The organism is Sphingorhabdus sp. Alg239-R122, assembly GCF_900537065.1.
Classification (GTDB): domain Bacteria; phylum Pseudomonadota; class Alphaproteobacteria; order Sphingomonadales; family Sphingomonadaceae; genus Alg239-R122.
In genome coordinates, this window is the sequence record NZ_UNRC01000010.1 from 44,221 (window position 1) to 62,752 (window position 18,532).

Here is an 18,532-nt window from a genome sequence, read left to right on the forward strand (position 1 = left end):
CTTATTCTCCTTTCAATATATCTTTCAGTTTCTGCCGCGCATGCATAAGGCGCGTCTTGACAGTTCCAACCGGTGCGTCTGTTGCAACCGCGATTTCGGCGATACGCATCCCTTGACCATAAAATAGTGCGATGGCTGCGCGTTGTTCGGGCGGTAATTGCGCCACGGCCTGTGTGAGCATCAGGCGTGTTTGTGTTTCATCTTTCGCTACGCCATCATCTGATGTGGCTTGCTCCAGCACCTCCATGGGCAATGCAGTTTCGCGTGCGGCCTGTTTTTGTCCGCGCATCACCTTTCGCGTGACAATCCGGTATGCCCAGGCAGCAAAGGCACGATCATTGCTTAGCTTCCCCAAGCTGCTATAAATCTCTGCCCATGCATCCTGTACATGGTCTTGCGCTGTATTTGCATCACCGCATAGTCGCCATGCATGTGCGACGAACCGCTTATGCCACAACCTGTAAAGCCAGTTCCATGCGTGTCTTTCGCCCAACCGTGCACTAGCGACCAGATAATCGCTAAGCACATATCTTGTATCGCGCTTTGCGGCCAAGTCCAAAATCCTCCAGCTTTCATGTATAAAGGGACACAGAACGCTGAAAAGGTTCAATGCGCAGTAAATATTTGCGCGTAGCAGCTGCCTTCCTCTTGCATGGCATGCTCTGTTACAGCATGTAGAATATATGGTTCCCCTTTCGTTCGCAGGGCATGATTTTTTGGCGCATAGTGATGCGGCGTTATACTGGCCTGCGCATCGTGCACTGCTTGTGGCAGACCTGCATCTGGAAAAGGCGAGCTGGTATGCCGGCTATGGACAGATGCTGCCGCCTTATGACAGCCGCGCAACAATGGAACGACTGGAATCCATCATCGATGAAACGGGTGCAGAAACGATCTATTGTCTGGGTGATAATTTCCACGACAGCGCTGGTGAAGACAGGCTGGAACCTGTGGCGGCGAAGCTGTTACAAAAGTTGACGGCTCGGACCGGCTGGTATTGGGTCAACGGTAATCACGACACGGCACTGGCGGGGCGCTGGGGCGGCAATGTCGTGCGGGAGATGCAGGTGGATGGAATCATGCTGCGTCATGAAGCGGAACCGGGTTTTGCTGGCGCGGAAATGTCGGGCCATTATCACCCCAAATTTCGTTTGCGCGGTCGGGGCCGGTTGGTCGCACGGCGCTGTTATGTGGCGAGTGAGAGCAAGCTGATATTCCCTGCCTTTGGCGCGCTGACAGGCGGGATGGATGCGGATGATGATGCCATCCGAAAAGTGATGGGTGCTGCTGCCTGCGCGCTTGTGCCGCTGCGTAAAAAACTGCTCAGATTCCCGCTTCATGGCGTGTCGGAAATGGCCGGTTAACCAGCATCACTCAAACCGCTTTCCACACGCACACAAAACGGCTAGGCAGGCGCGCCATGGCAGGATTTGAAATTTTTTCCGCGCATCTGGACGCGCTGGATGGTGAAAGCCGGCGGCGGAAACTGTCGCCTATCGCGGGGCATGATTTTGCCTCCAATGATTATCTGGGGTTGTCGCGCAGCGCCGATATGCGAGCGATCCTGACAGATGCGGTAGCGCGCGACGTACCGCATGGCTCGGGTGGGTCGAGGCTGTTGCGCGGCAATCATGCTGAGCATGAGGCGCTCGAAGAGTTTGCGGCGGAGTATTATGGGAACGAAGCCGCACTTTATTTCGCCAGCGGATATGCGGCCAATAGCGCGCTGTTTTCGACCCTGCCGCAAAAAAGCGATATTGTCCTCTATGACGAGCGGATCCATGCCAGTGTGCATGAGGGCATGCGATTATCGCGCGCACAGGGGCAAAGTGTACAGCACAATGATGTGCAGGCTTTTAGCGACGCGATCGCTGTGTATCGCGGCGCGGGTGGACTGGGCCGTATCTGGCTGGCGGTAGAAAGCCTCTACAGCATGGACGGTGACCGCGCGCCTTTGCCTGAACTTGCAGCGCTGGCCCGTATACATGACGCAATGCTGGTGATCGACGAAGCGCATGCGACAGGTGTTTTTGGCGAAGGCGGGCGAGGACTGTCTCATGCTTTGCTGGATCGCGAAAACCTTGTTGTGCTGCGTACTTGCGGAAAGGCGCTGGGTGCGGAGGGCGGGTTGCTCTGCCTGCCTGCGATACTGCGCGATTTCATGGTCAATCGTGCGCGCGGCTTCATTTTTTCCACTGCGCCGTCCCCGCTCATGGCGGCTTTGGCGCATGGTGCCATCCGGTATGTAGAAGCCAACCCGCAGTTAACTCAGCGGCTACATGCGCTTGTTGCCCATGCTGAGTTGCGGCTTGGTCGTTATTGCCCGGACACAAGGCGGGGTAGCCAGATATTTCCTGTTATCATTGGCGATAATGACCGCACCATGAATATTGCCAATGCGCTTCAGGCCGATGGTTTCGATGTGCGCGGCATTCGGCCGCCAACGGTGGCTCCTGGAACTGCGCGGCTGCGTATTTCTATTAGCTTGAATGTGGATATGGACAAAGTGGATGCACTGGCGGACAGGCTGGATATATTGTTGGGTAATGATGCCACACAAGGGAGTCATGTATGACGGACCGGATGATCGTCACCGGCACCGATACGGATATCGGTAAGACAGTGTTTGCTGCCGCGCTTTTGTCGGCGCTTGATCGCGGTACGGGCAAAGCCGCCTATTGGAAACCGGTCCAAGCGGGAACCGAACCGGAAACTGATAGCATGGTTGTCCGGCGCCTTTCGGGGGTACAGGATAGCGCGATACTGCCTGAGGCATATGTGCTTAAAACCCCAGCTTCCCCGCACCATGCCGCCAATATTGAGGGCATGGAAATTAATGCCGAAGCATTGTCGCTACCACAGCATGACGGGCCGTTGGTGGTGGAGGGAGCCGGCGGCGCATTGGTGCCATTATCAGACAATCTGCTTTATACCGATATGTTTGCGTACTGGGATATTCCGGCGATTATTGTTGCGCGCACGGCGCTGGGCACGATCAACCACAGCCTGCTCACGATCGACGCCTTGAATGCGCGCAATGTTCCCATATTGGGCATCGCTTTTGTTGGAGAGCATGCCGGGGAAAGCGAACGCGTGATATGTGCGATGGGCGGGGTAAGGCATCTGGGGCGACTGCCCATGCTGGACACGCTGGACAAGGCGGCGTTGGATATCGCTTTTGACACACATTTTGATGTGCAGGATTTTACTGCATGAGCGCGGCGATCTGGCATCCCTTTACGCAACATGGACTGAAAGAGCCGATTCCCCAAATTGTGCACGGCGACGGCGCGCGGCTCTATACTGATGACGGGCGTGAGATTATCGATGCGATATCCAGTTGGTGGGTCAATACCCATGGCCATTGCCACCCACGCATCATGGCAGCGATACAGGCGCAGGCGGACAGGCTTGACCAGGTTATCTTTGCCGGATGGACACATGAACCAGCCGAGCGGTTGGCAGATGCGCTTTCTCACGTGTTGCCGACACCGCTCAGCCATATCTTCTTTTCCGATAGCGGTTCAACGGCGGTCGAGGTTGCACTCAAAATGGCGCTTGGATATTGGCACAACTGCGGGGAAAAACGGGATCGGATCATCGTGATGGAGAACAGCTATCACGGCGATACGGTAGGCACTATGTCAGTGGGCGCGCGCGGTGTGTTTAACCGGCCCTATGCACCACTGTTGTTCGATGTATCTTCCATTCCGTTCCCGGCTGCAGGGCAGGAGCAGGCTATGCTGGATAAACTGGAAAGCCTGTGCGCCCTAAAGCCTGCCGCATTCATTGTTGAACCGCTGGTGCTGGGTGCGGGCGGTATGCTGATGTACGGGCCCGATATGTTGGCACGGATGCACGCGATCTGTGCAGCGCATGATGTGCTGTTCATCGCCGATGAAGTCATGACCGGCTGGGGCCGTACCGGCACGGTGTTTGCATGCGAGCAGGCAGGGATCGTGCCGGATATATCATGCCTGTCCAAGGGGTTGACAGGCGGCGCCATACCGCTGGCCGTTACAGCGGCACAGAAACGGATTTACGATGCGCATTATAGCCGCGACAAGGCAGATATGTTCTTCCATTCGAGCAGTTATACCGCCAACCCGCTGGCCTGCGGTGCGGCGCTTGCCAATCTGGCCATCTGGCGCGATGAGCCTGTACAGGTGCGGATTGACACGATTATCGCCGCCCATCGCGAGTTTGCAAAGCAAATGACACCGCATATCGGGCGGGATAATATCCGGCAAACAGGAACCATATTGGCGCTCGATTTTGTGCGTGGGCAAGGTGAAAGCGCATCCTATATGTCAGCGCTGGGGCCGGAGCTTCTGGCCTTTTTCGCCGCGCGCGATGTGCTGCTCCGCCCGCTGGGGAATACGGTCTATATCATGCCGCCTTATTGTATTACCGAGGTGGAACTGGCGCGCATTTATGATGCCGTTAAAGCCGCGGCCGAGAGGTTTCTGCAATAGACAGTGCGCAAAAATTCAACTGCACCTTGTGTTCATGGCGCCGAGATCGCTATATTCGCAATCTTCGCACCGGCATGACGGGCAACCCATAAGAGGACAGTCGCCAAGTGGTTGATTCATTAATGGTAAAAATTGCGCTGATTGGCGCACTCGGCATTGGTGCGCAATGGGTCGCATGGCGCACAGGGCGGCCTGCCATCGCGCTGATGCTGATTGTCGGCATTATTGCGGGACCGGTGCTTGGAATTATTGACCCTGAGCGCGATTTCGGGACATTGCTGGAACCGATAATAAAGCTCGCCGTGGCGGTGATACTGTTCGAAGGCGGGCTAAGTCTCAACTTCAAGGACCTGCGGCATGCAGGCTGGGCTGTGATGCGGCTTGTGGTTATTGGCGTACCGGTGGGTTGGGTGCTGGGCACAGCGGCGGCACATTATGGCGCAGGGCTATCATGGGAAGTGTCCGCGCTGTTTGGCGGCATCATGGTGGTCACCGGGCCTACAGTCATTGGTCCGATGCTACGCAACCTGCGCGTAAGCCCCCGGGTGCGCGACATTTTGAAATGGGAAGGGATTGTAAACGATCCTATCGGTGCCCTACTCGCGGTCGCGATCTATGCCTATATCACCTATGAGGGCGCAGCTGCGGATGTGTACACTATTGGCCTGGACGTACTGGCGGCCAGTTTTGTTGCGGGCGTGCTCGGTGCTGCGCTGGGCTATGCGCTGACCTGGCTTTTCCCTCGCGGCTATGTGCCTGAATACCTCAAGGCACCTTTCCTGCTGATCACTGTGATTGCGGGCTTTGTTCTTGCCGATATCATCAAGCATGAAACTGGCCTGATTACTGTCACCATAATGGGTGTCGTAATGGCTAACCGGCCCATTTATTCGAGCCAGACCCTACACCGCTTTAAGGAAGACCTGTCGGTGCTTCTTATCTCCGGTGTGTTCGTGCTGCTTTCGGCGACGCTTGACTGGGAAACGGTACAGGCCTTCCAGGTACGGTTCGTGGTCTTCCTTATATTGCTGCTTTTCCTCGTGCGCCCGCTCACCATATTGATAAGTCTGTTCTTGAGTTCCGTGCCCTGGCGCGAACGTTTCTTTATCGCCTGGATTGCTCCGCGCGGTATCGTGGCGGTAGCGATTACCGGGCTTTTTGCACTGCGCATGGTCGATTACGGCATACCTGATGCAGAGGCTCTTGTGCCGCTCAGTTTTGCAGTGGTGATTGTCACCATATTTGCGCACGGGTTTTCCGCCAGCTGGTTTGCACGGTTCCTTGATATTGAAGAAGGCAAGAGCGATGCCATCATGATTGTTGGCTCGAACAGCTGGACAGTAGAGCTGGCGGCGTTCCTCAAATCACTCAAATATGAAGTGACGATTGCGGATACAGGCAAGTTCGCCCTGCGCCGTGCGAAACGCCGCGAAATAGATGTCTATGATGGAGATTTCCTGGACGAAGCGCATAATGACAATGTTGATTTGGGTAATTTTCAGCACCTGATCGCCGCGACGGACAATGACAGCTATAACCAGCTGCTCAGTTCCGATCTTGGCCCTGAAATGGGTTATGAGCAGATCAGCCTGCTTGCCACCGACAAGAAAGATGCAAAGCGTGGGCCAGGGCGCGGTCGCGTGCTGACCGAAAGCGGTGCAACATTTACCGAGCTTGTCGACCGCGCTCGCGAGGGATGGAAGTTCAGCAAAACACGTCTAACAGAAAAATTTACTTACGAAAATTACCGCGAGAATCTGGGGCTTGGCGAAGAGCCGATTGCAGTGATGAAGCCTGACCGGCGCCTGCTCTTCTTTTCCACTGAAGCACGGCCCTTTATCGAGGAAGGTGATGCAATTATTGGTTTTGTTGCGCCGGAATCCCCTGAAAAGCGCAAGGCAGCGTATCAGGAAGCAAAAGCGATGCCATTAATGGGTAATCCCGATCCAGAAGGATCGGAAGCCTAATCAATATGCGCAGGTGAATCAGTTGCGCGCGCCAAAAAGCGCGCTGCCGACACGTATATGCGTTGCCCCAATTTTTACGGCTGCTTCAAAATCAGCTGACATGCCCATGCTGAGCAGGGGTAATCCATGCACCTTCGCTTTTTGGGCGAGCAGTGCAAAATAAGGGGATGGCTCCAGATCCAGGGGCGGCACACACATCAAGCCCTGCACAGGGACGCCGTGTTTTTCGCAAAGCGTAAGCAAACCCGGTAAATCCGCAATGCCACAACCGCCTTTTTGCTCTTCCTCACCAATATTAATTTGAATGAAACAGGGCACAGACCGGTTGGCTTTCTGCATGGCTTTGCCAAGTGCTTTCACCAGTGATGGGCGGTCAACCGAGTGTATCACGTCGAACAGTGCGATAGCCTCATCGGCTTTGTTCGATTGCAGCTGACCAACCATGTGCAATTCAATGTCGGAATATTCGGCGCGCAGTTCAGGCCATTTTTCGGCAGCCTCTTGCACACGGTTTTCCCCGAAAAGCCGGTGTCCTTCCCCAAGCAACGGGAGGATTTCTTCCGCCATCCTGGTTTTCGAAATGGCGATAAGAGAAATATTTTCATTCTCCCGTCCGGCCAATGCGGCGGCTTTGTCCATTGCCCGTTCTACAGTTTCCAGAGAGGTAGGCGCATTTTCATCTTGTATATCGTCCATGGGGAGCGGCTATAAGGGGTGCCATGCCGTCCTGCCAGAAAAAGCTGCAACAGATCCGCGAAAATTTGCCGCGGTTATGGTTGTTGACCGATGCGCGCAATGATGCAGTGCTGGAAAAGGCTATGGGGAACCTGCCCAAGGGCTCGGGGATAATATTCCGGCATTATCATATGCAGGATGCGGCAAGATATGCGCGTTTTCAAAAGTTGCAGGTCGAGGCAGAAGGCCATGGCCATATCATGATTTTGTCAGGGGATGTTCTCAATGCGCGGCAATGGAATGCAGGCGGCATTTATGGTCCGCCTGACCGCCTGATAGAGGGGGATGACTTGCTAAAGCTCGCAACGGTGCATGATAAGGATGAAATGGCGCGCGCAGATAATGCGGGCGTGGATGCGGTATTTATATCGCCGGTATTTCCTACCCGCAGCCATGTAGACACGGTGCATCTGGGCGTATCAGGATTGGCCCGGTTGGCAAAATCGGCACCATGTCCGGCAATAGCATTGGGCGGAATGACAGCACAGAATTATGCGAAGCTCCCGCTTGGACTGGTCCATGGATGGGCCGCAATTGATGGACTGTCCCGTGGGATTACGGCTGAAATAAAAAAGGGACCTTGAAGGCCCCTTGAATGAAATGCGTGTAAAGATGACCTAGAAGCGGAACTGTGTTCCAACATACACGGCCTGACTATCCTTTTGCTCATCGGTCAGCGGTGCAAGGCGATCCCGCTCATTGCGAATCCGCACACCAGCAGTTACGTCCAGATTGCGGGTCAGTTTGTATTTACCGCCAACATCGACTGTATAGCCTGCCTCACCATCAAAGGTGCGCGGTGTGCTGCCTGGACGCGAAGTGGCATCCAGCTCAACGTTAGGCCGGAAACGGCTTGGCTTGCCATTGGTTTTCGATTTTACAGGAGAACGTATTGCGCCCAGGTCCGGCATATCAATATTGCGTACTTCATTGGGAAGAGCGAATTTCTGCCAACCCTTGGCAACGCCTAGACTGTAGGCAGTTTTTGTAATGCGAACGGGTGTTGCCGTACTGCCTTTGCCGGCCAGCTTGTCAATCGCCAGTTTGGGCCGGATATTAACGGCCTTTGCCGTTTCCGTATTGACGCGAACGGCAACTGTTACTGCGCGCGGCGCTGCGTTATTTGCATCGGTTGCGGGTGTGAAACGGAAATTCTGGCGTTTGTTCAGGGCACTGAAACTAAGATCAGCTGCCAGTTTTGGATCAACCGAAGCCGGAGTGAAAGATCCGATGTTGCCCGCTGCGTTCAGAGAAACGGGCTGCGAGTCGATACCACCCGATACTGCCATGCCAATTGACGGAATCAACGCAGATGCGCCGATTACAAGCGCTCCCCCCGTCAAAAACATCCGTTTCAAGGTTGACATAATAAATCCATTTTCCCTGTATTACCGATCTGTCATAGCAGATTTTTCAGGTGAATCATGCTTTATGCCAGCAAGAATCGCTTTTCTTTCCGCATTGTTGCATGATTCACACATTCATTCGTGCCATCCGTACGGAATATTATAGCGGCAAACATGAATTGGCGATTTATGGTCAGCGCCGGTTCAGCATGCACCCCTTAGCCGTTGGCCGCATAGAGCGATTTATATGACGCGCAAACACGAGCAAAGGCTTGCCCCTGCCCGCAAAGCATTTATAGATGGCCCGAACAACGATTTATAAGGAAGTCTTTCATGCCACAGCCCATCAGGCTCCGTTCCGTAATTCTTGCTATTTCCGCTGCAACGCTTGTTACCGCCTGTGGTGGTAAAGAGCGGGCGGCACCGGATGTCGCGGCATCCAGAGTCACGACAATTGGCGTGAACAGCTATTTATGGCGTGCTTCGCTGGACGCGCTTTCCTTTATGCCGCTGCTTCAGGCGGATAGTGCGGGCGGCGTTATCGTGACCGACTGGTATGCGAATCCAAGCAACCCGGGTGAGCGTATGAAAGTTACTGTATCGATTCTTGACCAGGACTTGCGGGCAGATGCACTTCGTGTTGCGGCTTCACGCCAGGTTGCGCAGGGCGGAACATGGGTGGATGCACCAGTCAAGGCGGCGACTGTCCAGAAACTGGAAGAGATTATCCTGACCAAGGCCCGTGACCTGCGCCTCAGCGCCGTTGACGGCTAAGTCCAAATATCGGGGCAAAATAGATGACAGATACGCGGTTTAATCCGCTTGCGGCTGACACGCGCTGGCAGAAAGTCTGGGAAGAGCAGCAGACTTTTAAGGCGGATGACAATAGCGAGCGTCCGCGCAGCTATGTGCTGGAAATGTTTCCCTATCCGTCGGGACGCATTCATATCGGCCATGTGCGCAACTATACTATGGGTGATGTGCTGGCGCGTTTCCGGCGTATGACCGGACATGAAGTGCTGCACCCTATGGGCTGGGACGCATTTGGCATGCCAGCGGAAAACGCGGCGATGGAAAAAGGTGTGCACCCGGGCGGTTGGACGCATAAAAATATCGATTCAATGAAGGCGCAGCTGAAAAGGCTGGGCTTTGCGCTTGACTGGACCCGCGAATTTGCGACCTGTGACGCCGAATATTACGGCCATGAACAGGCACTGTTTCTTGACATGTTTGAAGGCGGCCTGGTCTATCGCAAGGAAAGTGCGGTGAACTGGGATCCGGTTGATATGACTGTGCTCGCCAATGAGCAGGTGATTGATGGCAAGGGCTGGCGTAGCGGCGCGGAAGTCGAAAAGCGAAAATTGTCGCAATGGTTTCTGAAAATCACCGACTTTGCTGACGATCTGATTGAAGGCCTGGGCGAGTTGGATGGCTGGCCCGAAAAAGTGCGCATGATGCAGGAAAACTGGATAGGTAAATCACAGGGCCTGACATTCCGGTTCAAACTGGACCGTGCGGCGGGTGATTTCGGTGATATTGAGGTTTTCTCTACGCGTCCTGACACGATTTTTGGGGCAAGTTTTTGCGCGATTGCGGCGGATCATCCGCTGGCGCTGGCATTGGCAGAAGGAAATGATGCGCTGGCGGCCTTTGCTGATGAATGCCGCAAAACTGGCACAGCAGCAGCCGAGATTGAAACACAGGAAAAACGCGGTTTTGATACCGGCCTGACTGTTACCCATCCGCTCGATCCCGAGTGGCATTTACCCGTTTTTGTCGCCAATTTCGTGCTTATGGATTACGGTACGGGCGCGGTTTTTGGTGTGCCGGCGCACGACCAGCGCGATCTGGATTTCGCCCGCAAATATATGCTGCCTGTAACACGCGTTGTTGCTGAGGAAGGCGAGGAAGATACGCCGATCCATGACGAAGCCTATACTGGCCTCGGCAATATCATCAACTCAAAGTTCCTGAATGGCATGGAAGTCGAAGCGGCCAAGAAAGCCGTAATTGACCGTGCGGAGAATAAGGGCTGGGGTACGGGTTCAACCGTATACAGACTGCGCGACTGGGGTGTGTCGCGGCAGCGTTATTGGGGTACGCCAATTCCGATTATCCATTGCGGTGATTGTGGGGCGGTGCCGGTTCCGAAAGACGAACTGCCCGTTAAACTTCCCGATGATGTGAGTTTTGACAAACCGGGTAATCCGCTTGAGCGGCATCCAACATGGAAGCATGTGGATTGTCCGGCATGCGGGAAAGCGGCGGCCCGTGAGACGGACACACTGGACACGTTTATCAATTCCAGCTGGTATTTCTTGCGCTTTGCAAGCCAGCCCGATGATAGGCCATTTGACAAGGATGTGCTCGCCAAATGGATGCCGGTTGCGCAGTATATTGGCGGGATCGAGCATGCGATCCTGCACCTGCTCTATGCCCGCTTCTGGACCCGTGCGCTGAAAGCGCTTTGCAAGATCGATATAGCCGAACCCTTTGCCAGCCTGTTTACGCAGGGCATGGTGACGCATGAGACTTACTCACGCGTGCAGGGTGAGGGCAAGAGTGACACATATTACACCCCCGCAGAAGTGGACCGCGACGGCAATGGCGCGAAACTGATCGCTGATGGTCAGCCGGTGGAAATCGGCCGCGTCATCAAAATGTCCAAGTCAAAGAAAAACGTTGTCGATCCTGATGAGATTGTCGACCAATATGGCGCCGACGCCGTGCGCTGGTTCATGCTGTCGGATAGTCCGCCTGAACGCGACCTGCCATGGTCGGAAGCTGGGATTGAGGGCAGCTGGCGCTTTGTGCAGCGGCTGTGGCGACTGTTTGCGCAGATTGATGACAGTGCCAGCGGCGAGGACAAGGTGGTGGACCGCAAGCTGCACCAGACACTGCACGGCGTCGCAGAAGATATTGAGGACCTGTCGTTCAACAAGGCAATTGCCAAGATATTCGAGTTGGTCAACCTGATCGAAAAAGCAAAAGCCTCTGCCAGTCGCAATGCGGCCATCCGTGCGTTGGTGCAGATTGTCGCGCCGATGACGCCGCACCTGGCCGAGGAAGCCTGGGCCATGTTGGGAGGTGAAGGCTTGGTCGCCAATGCGCCCTGGCCCGAGGTGGATGAAAGCTTGCTGGTGGAAGATGAAGTGACCATCGCGGTGCAGGTGCGCGGCAAGCTGCGTGATACGCTGACCGTGGCCAAGGGCTTGCCGAAAGACGATATGGAAAAACTTGCGCTTGCATCTGAAAAGGTTCAGCGTGCAATGGACGGTGCCGAGGTGCGCAAAGTGATTGTAGTGCCCGACCGGCTCGTCAATGTGGTGATTTAATGCGCATATTGCTCTGTCTGTTGTTGCCTTTCATGCTCGCCGGGTGCGGGCTGAAACCGCTTTATGCGGGCGGCACGAGCGGGGCGGTTTCACAAAGCCTGGGACATGTGGAGGTCGCACCTATTGGAGGACAGGCCGGATGGCTGGTGCGCAACGCGCTCACGGACCGGCTGGCGCCGCTTTCGAACGGCGGGCCGCAATATCTCTTGAAAATCCGGCTGGATGACAGGCTGGAGGGGTTTGGCCTGCTCGCCAATGACACCGTCAGCCGCGAACGCCGCACATTGCGCGCGCGCTATCAGCTGGTCGACGCGGCAACGGGCGAAACGGTGCTTGATGCAACCGCCGGGTCAGATGCCGGCATTGATGTGGTGAGCAGTGAATATGCGACCATCGCTGCGGAAAACACCGCGCTCGAAAACCTATCGCGCGAAGTGGCGGAGCAGATTGTCGAGCGACTGTCGCTTTTTGCCCGTAAGCGCGCCACGCCAAACCCATGAAGGTAAAGGCGGCGGATATCCGCGCCGCGATGCGGCAGACATCATCGGATATTATCTGTTACCTGCTTTACGGCCCCGATGAATCGACCAGCGCAGAATTTGCCGCTGGCCTGGCAAAGGCATTTGGCGAGGATGCCGAACGGACCGACTTTACAGGGGCTGAGCTGAAAAGCGATCCGAGCAGGCTGGCTGATGAAGCCGCATCGCTGTCATTGTTCGGGGAAAAACGCTATATCCGCGTCACAACGCAGGGCGAGGAAAGTCTCGTTGCGGTGGAAAACCTGCTGGCGGCGGACAATATCATCAATCCCGTGATTATCCAAGCCACGGGCATGACTGATCGCGGCAAGGTGGCCAAGGCTGTTGCCGCCGCTAAAAATGCCCTTGCCTGTATGAATTACCTGCCCGATGCGAATGAAATGGCGGGTATTGTCAGCGAATTTGGCCGTACCAAGGGCGTCAACATATCGCGGCCGTTGGCGGCGCAGATTGCGAGCTATACCGGTATGGACAGGCGGTTGGCGGAACAGGAAGTGGAGAAAATGTCGCTCTATCTCGACGCATCGCCCAATGCGCCGCAGGTGGTGGAGCCTGAAATTGCCGCGGCATTGCGCGCGGAGACTGAGGATGAGGCCATGGGCCCTGTCATCAACTGCGTGCTGGGTGGTAATATGGGTAAATTGGCGGGTGAGCTGGCGCGGATTGACGAGGCAGGTATCTCCGAAGTGGGACTGGTGCTGGCGCTGCAGCGCCGTGCCGTGCAGCTGGCACAGCTGGCGGGCAAAATGGGGCGTGGCGGTGATATTCATGCCTTTGTTGAAAATGAATCGCGGCGCGGGCCGATTTTCTGGAAGGAAAAACCCGATTATATCCGCCAGCTCAGCCGCTGGCGCGGCCCGGCGCTGGCGCGGCTGGGCGAGCGTCTGATCGATCTACATGGCCGAATGATGATGAACAGCCAGTCAGGCTCTCAGCTGCTCAGGCAGGAACTGACCGAAATCACTCGCGCCGCCGCTGCGATGGCGCGCTGAAATATGACCTATTCGTAATTTGCGGTGATGCGGATGCGACCGCGATAATGGCCGCTGGCATTGCCATCGACCCGCAATCTACCGCCAAATGCAAAGGTCAGGCGGCCCGTGGCATCCAGCTGGGGCGCCGCAGGCAATGTAGTTTCCATAGACATAAGTTCTGCCTTGCCACCGCCCGGTGCGCGCAAAGTGACTTGCGCAGGCAATGTGATGCGTATGCCGCGCCCAGGCTCTCCGGTAATGACGGCCTCACCCGATAGCCACATGCCACCCAGTCCCTCGACCTCACCACGGAAATTGCGTTGGCCATTATAGGGATCCAGCTCGACTTCGCCGCCGCTTTGTCCTGTCAGGGCAAGCCGGTCAAAATCGAGTGCGGTGGTGATATTGATATGCAGTGCCTTGCTTGGCTTTTTTTCCTTGCTCTCCTTTGCTTTTTCGCTGTCGCTGCACAGCCTGCACTGTGCCAGTGCATTGGGCGCCGGCTGTACGGTGAGCGCGGCCAGGCATAAAAGCATCAAGCAAAAAGGGCGAAAGATTGGTATCATGCCCATGAATATGCGCCGATTGTTTGAAGATATGGTAAATAAAGCGTTGCACGGTGTACGCGGATGCCTGACGTGACACGGTTGATTTCGGCTCGAACAACGCCCAGATATTACTTATGGATGCAAAGAAACTTTCCGATGCCGAATGGCGCAACCGCCTGACTCCTGAACAGTATCATGTGCTGCGCGAAGCAGGCACGGAGCGCGCGTTTACGGGTAAATATAACGACCATAAGGCCAAGGGTAGTTACAAATGTACAGGCTGCGGCGAAACCTTATTTGAATCGGATGCCAAGTTTGACAGTGGCTGCGGCTGGCCCAGCTTTACAGTGCCAGCCAGTGGTGAAGCGGTGGAAGAACGGACCGACACCAGCCATGGCATGATCCGCACCGAAGTGCTGTGCTCCACATGTAATGGCCATTTGGGGCATGTTTTCCCCGATGGACCAGGGCCAGAGGGGCTTCGTTACTGCATGAATAGCCTGGCGTTGGATTTTGACGCGGAAAAAGAAAAATAAGCTACTGATATAGCATCATATTAATATATGTGCGAACAACGGGATTCACAGAGCCTCTTATTTCGCCTATCCCTTGTGAAGCTCGGCTCGTCGCAACGATAATTTGCATCATTCAGCAAAGGTAAAGGCGAAAACCGGCTTGGTCGTACAGCAGAGGACGACCCAGGGGTAGGATATGGCGCGCGTAAAAAAACCGGTGAAGAAAAAGGCCAGGACGCGCAGTGCTTCCGCACCGAAGCAAAGTCGGTTCAAGACATGGTTCTGGCGTCTTTTTAAAACCGGACTGGTTTTGGGCTTCATAGCGATTATAGGCCTGGTGTCAGCAGTTGGTTTCACTATGTCGTCACTGCCCAGTTACGAGGCGCTCAGGAAATCCCCGAATGGGCAGATGATCCTGGTGCGTGCCAATGATGGCACCGAAATCATGTCGCTTGGTCCCAGTTTTGGGGAATGGTTGGAAATAGAAGAGATCCCTGGTGTCATGAAAGACGCGATGATCGCGGTGGAGGATCGTCGGTTTGAAAGCCATTTTGGCGTTGATCCCTATGGCATGGGCCGGGCCAGCTGGTTTGCAGTCAAAAATTACGGCACCGGACGGCGGATGCAGGGTGCATCTACCATTACACAGCAGCTGGCACGCAACATATTCCTCAGCAACAGCTACACATTCTGGCGCAAGGCACGTGAAATGGTGCTGGCGCTCGCAATGGAACGCAAGTTTACCAAAGACCAGATACTCGAGCTGTATCTCAACAAGGTTTATTTTGGCGGTGGTGCCTATGGCATCGATTCGGCCTCACGCAAGTTTTTCAGCCATCCGGCGACCGAACTTGACTTGGCCGAAGCGTCGATTATCGCCGGATTGGTCAAGGCGCCTTCGCGCTATTCGCCAACCGCTGATGCACAGGCGGCTATTGACCGTGCTTCGGTCGTATTGAAAGTCATGCGTGACACAGGCAAGATCACTGCGGCACAGGCGGCTTCAGTCAATCCTTCCGCCGTCAAGCTGGCCCCAGACAAGGCGCAGAACAGCGTGCGTTATTTTACCGATTGGGCGTTGCCGCAGCTGGATATGTTGCTCCCCGAAACTGATGCGCCAATCGAAGTGTGGACGACGCTGGACCTCAGAATGCAGCGTGCGGCAACCGCGGCGATACAGGCCAATGTGCCGGGCGGTGCGCAGGGTGCGATTGTATCTCTCGACCGGGATGGCGCGGTGTTGGCGATGGTGGGCGGCACCGACTATGTCACTTCCAATTACAACCGCGCGACCAATGCCGTGCGCCAGCCAGGCTCGGCGTGGAAGCTTTTTGTTTATCTGGCGGCGCTGGAGGCAGGTTATACCCCCGAAGATATTGTGACGGATGAGAAAGTCACGATAGATGGCTGGACACCGCGCAATAGCGGGGGTCGCTTTGCGGGCGATATCACGCTGCGCACGGCCTTCGCCTATTCGAAAAATACCGTGGCAGCGCAGCTGGGCAATGAGTTGGGCTATGGCACGATTGCCAGCATGGCGCGGCGGTTTGGCGTGACCACGCCGATTAACACCCACCCTTCGATGGTGCTGGGGACATCGGAAACACGGGTGATCGACATGACGCGTGCCTTTGCCGGGGTAAATGCGCGCGGCGCGGCGATCATGCCCTATGGCGTGACCAAGGTGACGACGATCAAGGGTGAGATTTTATACGAGGCAAAGCCTGACCTGACGCAGGTGCTGATCCCGCCGCATGTCGCCGCAGGCATTACCGACCTGCTGCAGACGGCGGTTAATACCGGCACAGGGCGCGCGGCGCAGATTGGGCGTCCTGTCGCAGGCAAAACCGGCACGACCAACAGCAACAAAGATGGCTGGTTCCTCGGCTTTTCCAGCGGCATAACTACCGGCGTTTGGATGGGCCGCGATGATGCCAGGCAGGTCAAGAGCCTGCAAGGCGGTCGCGCCCCGGCCAAGGCATTTGCTGATTACATGCGGGTTGCTGTGTCAGGCCGCAAAGTGGAAAAATTCGACACCGAGCTGGTGCTGCCCGAATGGCAGCTGGAGCCAGATGACGAGGCTTACTTCGAAAATCCCGACGACATGATCTTTGTCGATGAATATGGCAATCCGATTGATGTGGATGGCGGTGAATCGCTACCTCCCGGCCCAGACCTACCGCCCGTTGAAGGGCAAAGAGCGCCCGGCGAATCGGGACCCGGGGTGCTGGATCAGGACTTTATTGACCGTGCGACTGGCAAGACGGAAGCGCAGGGCAAGGAACAGCCGGAACCGAAAGAGGTACCGGCGCAGCGCGATCCCGCACCGCCGCCGCCACGTAATGAGCCTGCACTGGAAGAAGGGATCTACTAAAAGCGATGCTATTGCGTGATGACAGCATGCAGTGCCGCGCCGTGCTGTTTCAGCCAATCATCTGCCGCGCGGCGGTCACCTTCATATAAATGGTCGAGCCAGGCATAAAATGCGGGGCTGTGGTTCATATGCCGCATATGCGCAATCTCGTGCGCAACGACAGACCGCCGAATGCTGTCAGGCGCCATGATCAGCCGCCAGTTAATGCGTATCTTGCCCGCCTGTGAGCAGCTACCCCAGCGCCGCCGTGCGTTGGATAGTGCGAGTGGCGGCGGTGAAATTGCGGCAAGCGCGCTATAATCGGCGATATCAGCGATGATGCGTGTACGTGCCTCTTTTTTGAGCCACGCGGCGACGCGCTTGGCAACACTTTCGCACGGACCCCCAACATGGATTTCGCCGCCTTCCTGCACGATGCGGCGTGGCCAGTCCTGCTGCCAGCATATTGTCATGCGCTGCCCGCGAAAGGTGATGCTGTTGCCAGCTTCCAGACGTGCTATAGGCCCAGCCTTGGCAAAACTGTTTTCTATCCAGGCCGATTTCTGGCGAATAAAATCGGTAATCTGCCGCACTGGCACATAAGGCGGGCTAGTCACCCGTATTGCCCGGAGCGCAGGATCGGTGCGCAGGGTGATCGAACGTGACCGGGGGTGCCGACGCAAAACCAACGCGTATTCCGTGCCATTGACAGTGATATGGTCTGGCTCATGGGGCTGCACTGGCGCCGTACTGCGTTCTTTTTGGCGTTTAAAGTTCAGCATCGACAATATGGTGCTCTAGCGGTCCAGCGACTGCTTCGCTTATTACTTTACCCGCCACAGAATTTCCGGTGTCATGAATGGTTTGCCGGCTACCACTCACCAGATAATGCCATTCGGGCAACGGTCTGTCTTCCGCACGCATCCGGTAAGCGCAGCTTGCCGGGAGCCAGCTTATCCCTTCCAGTTTTCCGGGGGTTAGCCGCAGGCAATCGGGTACCAGCGCACGGCGATGCCGGTAATCGCTGCATTGTGCTGTTTGGGTGTTGAGCAGGCGGCAGGCAACATTTGTCGGGTATATGCGGCCCGCATCCTCATCTTCGACCTTGTGCAGACAGCATTTGCCGCACCCGTCGCACAGCGCCTCCCACTGTCCGCGATCAAGTGTTTCCAGTGGCTTTTCCCAAAACGGCTCGTCATTGGCGGGTTGTGCAGCTTTCGTCACCGTGTCCAGCGGTCCAGTTCGGCCGCGATTTCCTGTGGCGTGCCGTCATGTGGCAGGATTGCAATGGGTTCGCCCTGCTTACCAAAGAGTACAGCCATTTGTGTGTGTGAAACCAGATAGCCGCCTTCTTCATTTGGTTCAGTTTTTTCGTACAGCACCAGATATTTTTTCGCGACTTCGGCAATCTCTTCCTCGCTACCGGTCAGGCCGATATAGCGTGGATGGAAAGCGGCCAGATACTGCTTAACCACGTCGGGCGTATCACGCTGCGGATCAACAGTTACGAATACCGGTTGGATATTACTCGCGCGTTTCGGGTCTTGTTTTTCAAACTGTTTCAGGCCCAAGGCCAGCTGTTGCAGGTCGATCGGGCATACATCGGGGCAATAAGTATAACCGAAATAGAGCATCCGGTACCGGCCATCAAAGTCGCTAAACGTGATCTTTTCGCCATCCTGATTAGTGAGCGTGAAATCACCGCCCATTTTAGCGCCTTTCAGCGGCGCTTCTTCGGTCTGCCT

At 55.6% G+C, this 18,532-nt stretch carries 19 protein-coding genes; 12 read left to right on the top strand and 7 right to left on the bottom strand.

Translation table 11 applies throughout. The features are described 5' to 3' along the window. Position 1: 1 nt before the first annotated feature. Positions 2-553, bottom strand: a complete 552-nt coding sequence (locus tag G6Q15_RS10210; RefSeq protein WP_205518152.1) for an RNA polymerase sigma factor — start codon at positions 551-553, stop codon at positions 2-4. Between the two features lie 130 nt (positions 554-683). Here G6Q15_RS10210 and pdeM point away from each other — a divergent pair, with 130 nt between their 5' ends. The 5 genes from pdeM to G6Q15_RS10235 all read left to right on the top strand — a co-directional run bounded on the left by pdeM (position 684) and on the right by G6Q15_RS10235 (position 6,442). Then, complete coding sequence (gene pdeM, locus G6Q15_RS10215; protein ID WP_164118408.1) at positions 684-1,364, top strand: ligase-associated DNA damage response endonuclease PdeM; 681 nt, start codon at positions 684-686, stop codon at positions 1,362-1,364. 56 nt (positions 1,365-1,420) lie between these two features. Beyond that, entirely contained in the window at positions 1,421-2,575 is a 1,155-nt protein-coding gene (locus G6Q15_RS10220; protein ID WP_164118410.1) for an 8-amino-7-oxononanoate synthase, read from the top strand. Beyond that, complete coding sequence (gene bioD, locus G6Q15_RS10225) at positions 2,572-3,216, top strand: dethiobiotin synthase (protein WP_164118412.1); 645 nt, start codon at positions 2,572-2,574, stop codon at positions 3,214-3,216. Before G6Q15_RS10220 ends, bioD begins: the two co-directional genes overlap by 4 nt. Then, positions 3,213-4,475, top strand: a complete 1,263-nt coding sequence (locus tag G6Q15_RS10230) for an adenosylmethionine--8-amino-7-oxononanoate transaminase (RefSeq protein ID WP_164118414.1) — start codon at positions 3,213-3,215, stop codon at positions 4,473-4,475. The genes bioD and G6Q15_RS10230 overlap by 4 nt, the downstream gene beginning before the upstream one ends. A 107-nt stretch (positions 4,476-4,582) precedes the next feature. Beyond that, positions 4,583-6,442 carry a sodium:proton antiporter gene (locus G6Q15_RS10235; protein ID WP_240330845.1) on the top strand — a complete coding sequence of 620 codons (1,860 nt, stop codon included), beginning with the start codon at positions 4,583-4,585 and terminating at the stop codon, positions 6,440-6,442. 18 nt (positions 6,443-6,460) lie between these two features. Here the strand turns inward: G6Q15_RS10235 and G6Q15_RS10240 are convergent, their stop codons facing one another. Further along, entirely contained in the window at positions 6,461-7,138 is a 678-nt protein-coding gene (locus G6Q15_RS10240) for a YggS family pyridoxal phosphate-dependent enzyme (RefSeq protein WP_164118416.1), read from the bottom strand. Positions 7,139-7,161: 23 nt separating this feature from the next. Here G6Q15_RS10240 and G6Q15_RS10245 point away from each other — a divergent pair, with 23 nt between their 5' ends. Next, the gene (locus G6Q15_RS10245) at positions 7,162-7,761 is read left to right on the top strand and encodes a thiamine phosphate synthase (protein WP_164118418.1); all 600 of its coding nucleotides are present in this window, start codon (positions 7,162-7,164) and stop codon (positions 7,759-7,761) included. 33 nt (positions 7,762-7,794) lie between these two features. Here G6Q15_RS10245 and G6Q15_RS10250 read toward each other — a convergent pair whose 3' ends face one another. Continuing rightward, a complete protein-coding gene (locus G6Q15_RS10250; RefSeq protein ID WP_164118420.1) occupies positions 7,795-8,544 on the bottom strand; it encodes a hypothetical protein in 750 nt (249 codons plus the stop codon). Between the two features lie 312 nt (positions 8,545-8,856). On the opposite strand from G6Q15_RS10250, the gene G6Q15_RS10255 reads away from it, so the two are divergent. From G6Q15_RS10255 to holA, 4 genes are read left to right on the top strand one after another with little or no spacing between them, the layout of a single operon-like run. Then, a complete protein-coding gene (locus G6Q15_RS10255) occupies positions 8,857-9,297 on the top strand; it encodes a DUF3576 domain-containing protein (RefSeq protein ID WP_164118422.1) in 441 nt (146 codons plus the stop codon). A gap of 23 nt (positions 9,298-9,320) precedes the next feature. Further along, positions 9,321-11,858, top strand: a complete 2,538-nt coding sequence (gene leuS, locus G6Q15_RS10260) for a leucine--tRNA ligase (protein WP_164118423.1) — start codon at positions 9,321-9,323, stop codon at positions 11,856-11,858. Then, positions 11,858-12,358: an LPS assembly lipoprotein LptE gene (gene lptE, locus G6Q15_RS10265; protein WP_164118425.1), complete on the top strand. Its 501-nt coding sequence runs from the start codon at positions 11,858-11,860 to the stop codon at positions 12,356-12,358. Before leuS ends, lptE begins: the two co-directional genes overlap by 1 nt. Then, a complete protein-coding gene (gene holA / locus G6Q15_RS10270; RefSeq protein WP_164118427.1) occupies positions 12,355-13,389 on the top strand; it encodes a DNA polymerase III subunit delta in 1,035 nt (344 codons plus the stop codon). Before lptE ends, holA begins: the two co-directional genes overlap by 4 nt. 8 nt (positions 13,390-13,397) lie before the next feature. Here holA and G6Q15_RS10275 read toward each other — a convergent pair whose 3' ends face one another. After that, positions 13,398-13,907 (bottom strand): DUF4402 domain-containing protein, encoded by a 510-nt coding sequence (locus G6Q15_RS10275; RefSeq protein ID WP_164118429.1) that lies wholly within the window; start codon positions 13,905-13,907, stop codon positions 13,398-13,400. A gap of 146 nt (positions 13,908-14,053) precedes the next feature. On the opposite strand from G6Q15_RS10275, the gene msrB reads away from it, so the two are divergent. Both msrB and G6Q15_RS10285 read left to right on the top strand, forming a co-directional pair. Continuing rightward, complete coding sequence (gene msrB / locus G6Q15_RS10280; protein ID WP_164118431.1) at positions 14,054-14,455, top strand: peptide-methionine (R)-S-oxide reductase MsrB; 402 nt, start codon at positions 14,054-14,056, stop codon at positions 14,453-14,455. 175 nt (positions 14,456-14,630) lie between these two features. After that, a complete protein-coding gene (locus tag G6Q15_RS10285) occupies positions 14,631-16,808 on the top strand; it encodes a PBP1A family penicillin-binding protein (protein ID WP_164118433.1) in 2,178 nt (725 codons plus the stop codon). Between the two features lie 8 nt (positions 16,809-16,816). Here G6Q15_RS10285 and G6Q15_RS10290 read toward each other — a convergent pair whose 3' ends face one another. The 3 genes from G6Q15_RS10290 to G6Q15_RS10300 form a co-directional block, all read right to left on the bottom strand. Next, a complete protein-coding gene (locus G6Q15_RS10290; protein ID WP_205518153.1) occupies positions 16,817-17,470 on the bottom strand; it encodes a SprT family zinc-dependent metalloprotease in 654 nt (217 codons plus the stop codon). 85 nt (positions 17,471-17,555) lie between these two features. Next, positions 17,556-18,011: a YcgN family cysteine cluster protein gene (locus tag G6Q15_RS10295; RefSeq protein WP_164118437.1), complete on the bottom strand. Its 456-nt coding sequence runs from the start codon at positions 18,009-18,011 to the stop codon at positions 17,556-17,558. Further along, positions 18,008-18,532: SCO family protein (locus G6Q15_RS10300; RefSeq protein ID WP_164118439.1), on the bottom strand; the 525-nt coding region annotated here is incomplete at its 5' end. The genes G6Q15_RS10295 and G6Q15_RS10300, both read right to left, overlap by 4 nt.

Excerpts from the sequence above, each read along its gene's own strand:
- lptE (WP_164118425.1), top strand. The coding sequence starts at position 11,858 with ATGCGCATATTGCTCTGTCTGTTGTTGCCTTTCATGCTCGCCGGGTGC.
- G6Q15_RS10255 (WP_164118422.1), top strand. The coding sequence starts at position 8,857 with ATGCCACAGCCCATCAGGCTCCGTTCCGTAATTCTTGCTATTTCCGCT.
- G6Q15_RS10240 (WP_164118416.1), bottom strand. The coding sequence starts at position 7,138 with ATGGACGATATACAAGATGAAAATGCGCCTACCTCTCTGGAAACTGTA.
- G6Q15_RS10230 (WP_164118414.1), top strand. The coding sequence starts at position 3,213 with ATGAGCGCGGCGATCTGGCATCCCTTTACGCAACATGGACTGAAAGAG.
- msrB (WP_164118431.1), top strand. The coding sequence starts at position 14,054 with ATGGATGCAAAGAAACTTTCCGATGCCGAATGGCGCAACCGCCTGACT.
- G6Q15_RS10285 (WP_164118433.1), top strand. The coding sequence starts at position 14,631 with ATGGCGCGCGTAAAAAAACCGGTGAAGAAAAAGGCCAGGACGCGCAGT.
- leuS (WP_164118423.1), top strand. The coding sequence starts at position 9,321 with ATGACAGATACGCGGTTTAATCCGCTTGCGGCTGACACGCGCTGGCAG.
- G6Q15_RS10275 (WP_164118429.1), bottom strand. The coding sequence starts at position 13,907 with ATGCTTTTATGCCTGGCCGCGCTCACCGTACAGCCGGCGCCCAATGCA.
- holA (WP_164118427.1), top strand. The coding sequence starts at position 12,355 with ATGAAGGTAAAGGCGGCGGATATCCGCGCCGCGATGCGGCAGACATCA.
- G6Q15_RS10220 (WP_164118410.1), top strand. The coding sequence starts at position 1,421 with ATGGCAGGATTTGAAATTTTTTCCGCGCATCTGGACGCGCTGGATGGT.
- bioD (WP_164118412.1), top strand. The coding sequence starts at position 2,572 with ATGACGGACCGGATGATCGTCACCGGCACCGATACGGATATCGGTAAG.
- G6Q15_RS10250 (WP_164118420.1), bottom strand. The coding sequence starts at position 8,544 with ATGTCAACCTTGAAACGGATGTTTTTGACGGGGGGAGCGCTTGTAATC.
- G6Q15_RS10245 (WP_164118418.1), top strand. The coding sequence starts at position 7,162 with ATGCCGTCCTGCCAGAAAAAGCTGCAACAGATCCGCGAAAATTTGCCG.
- pdeM (WP_164118408.1), top strand. The coding sequence starts at position 684 with ATGGTTCCCCTTTCGTTCGCAGGGCATGATTTTTTGGCGCATAGTGAT.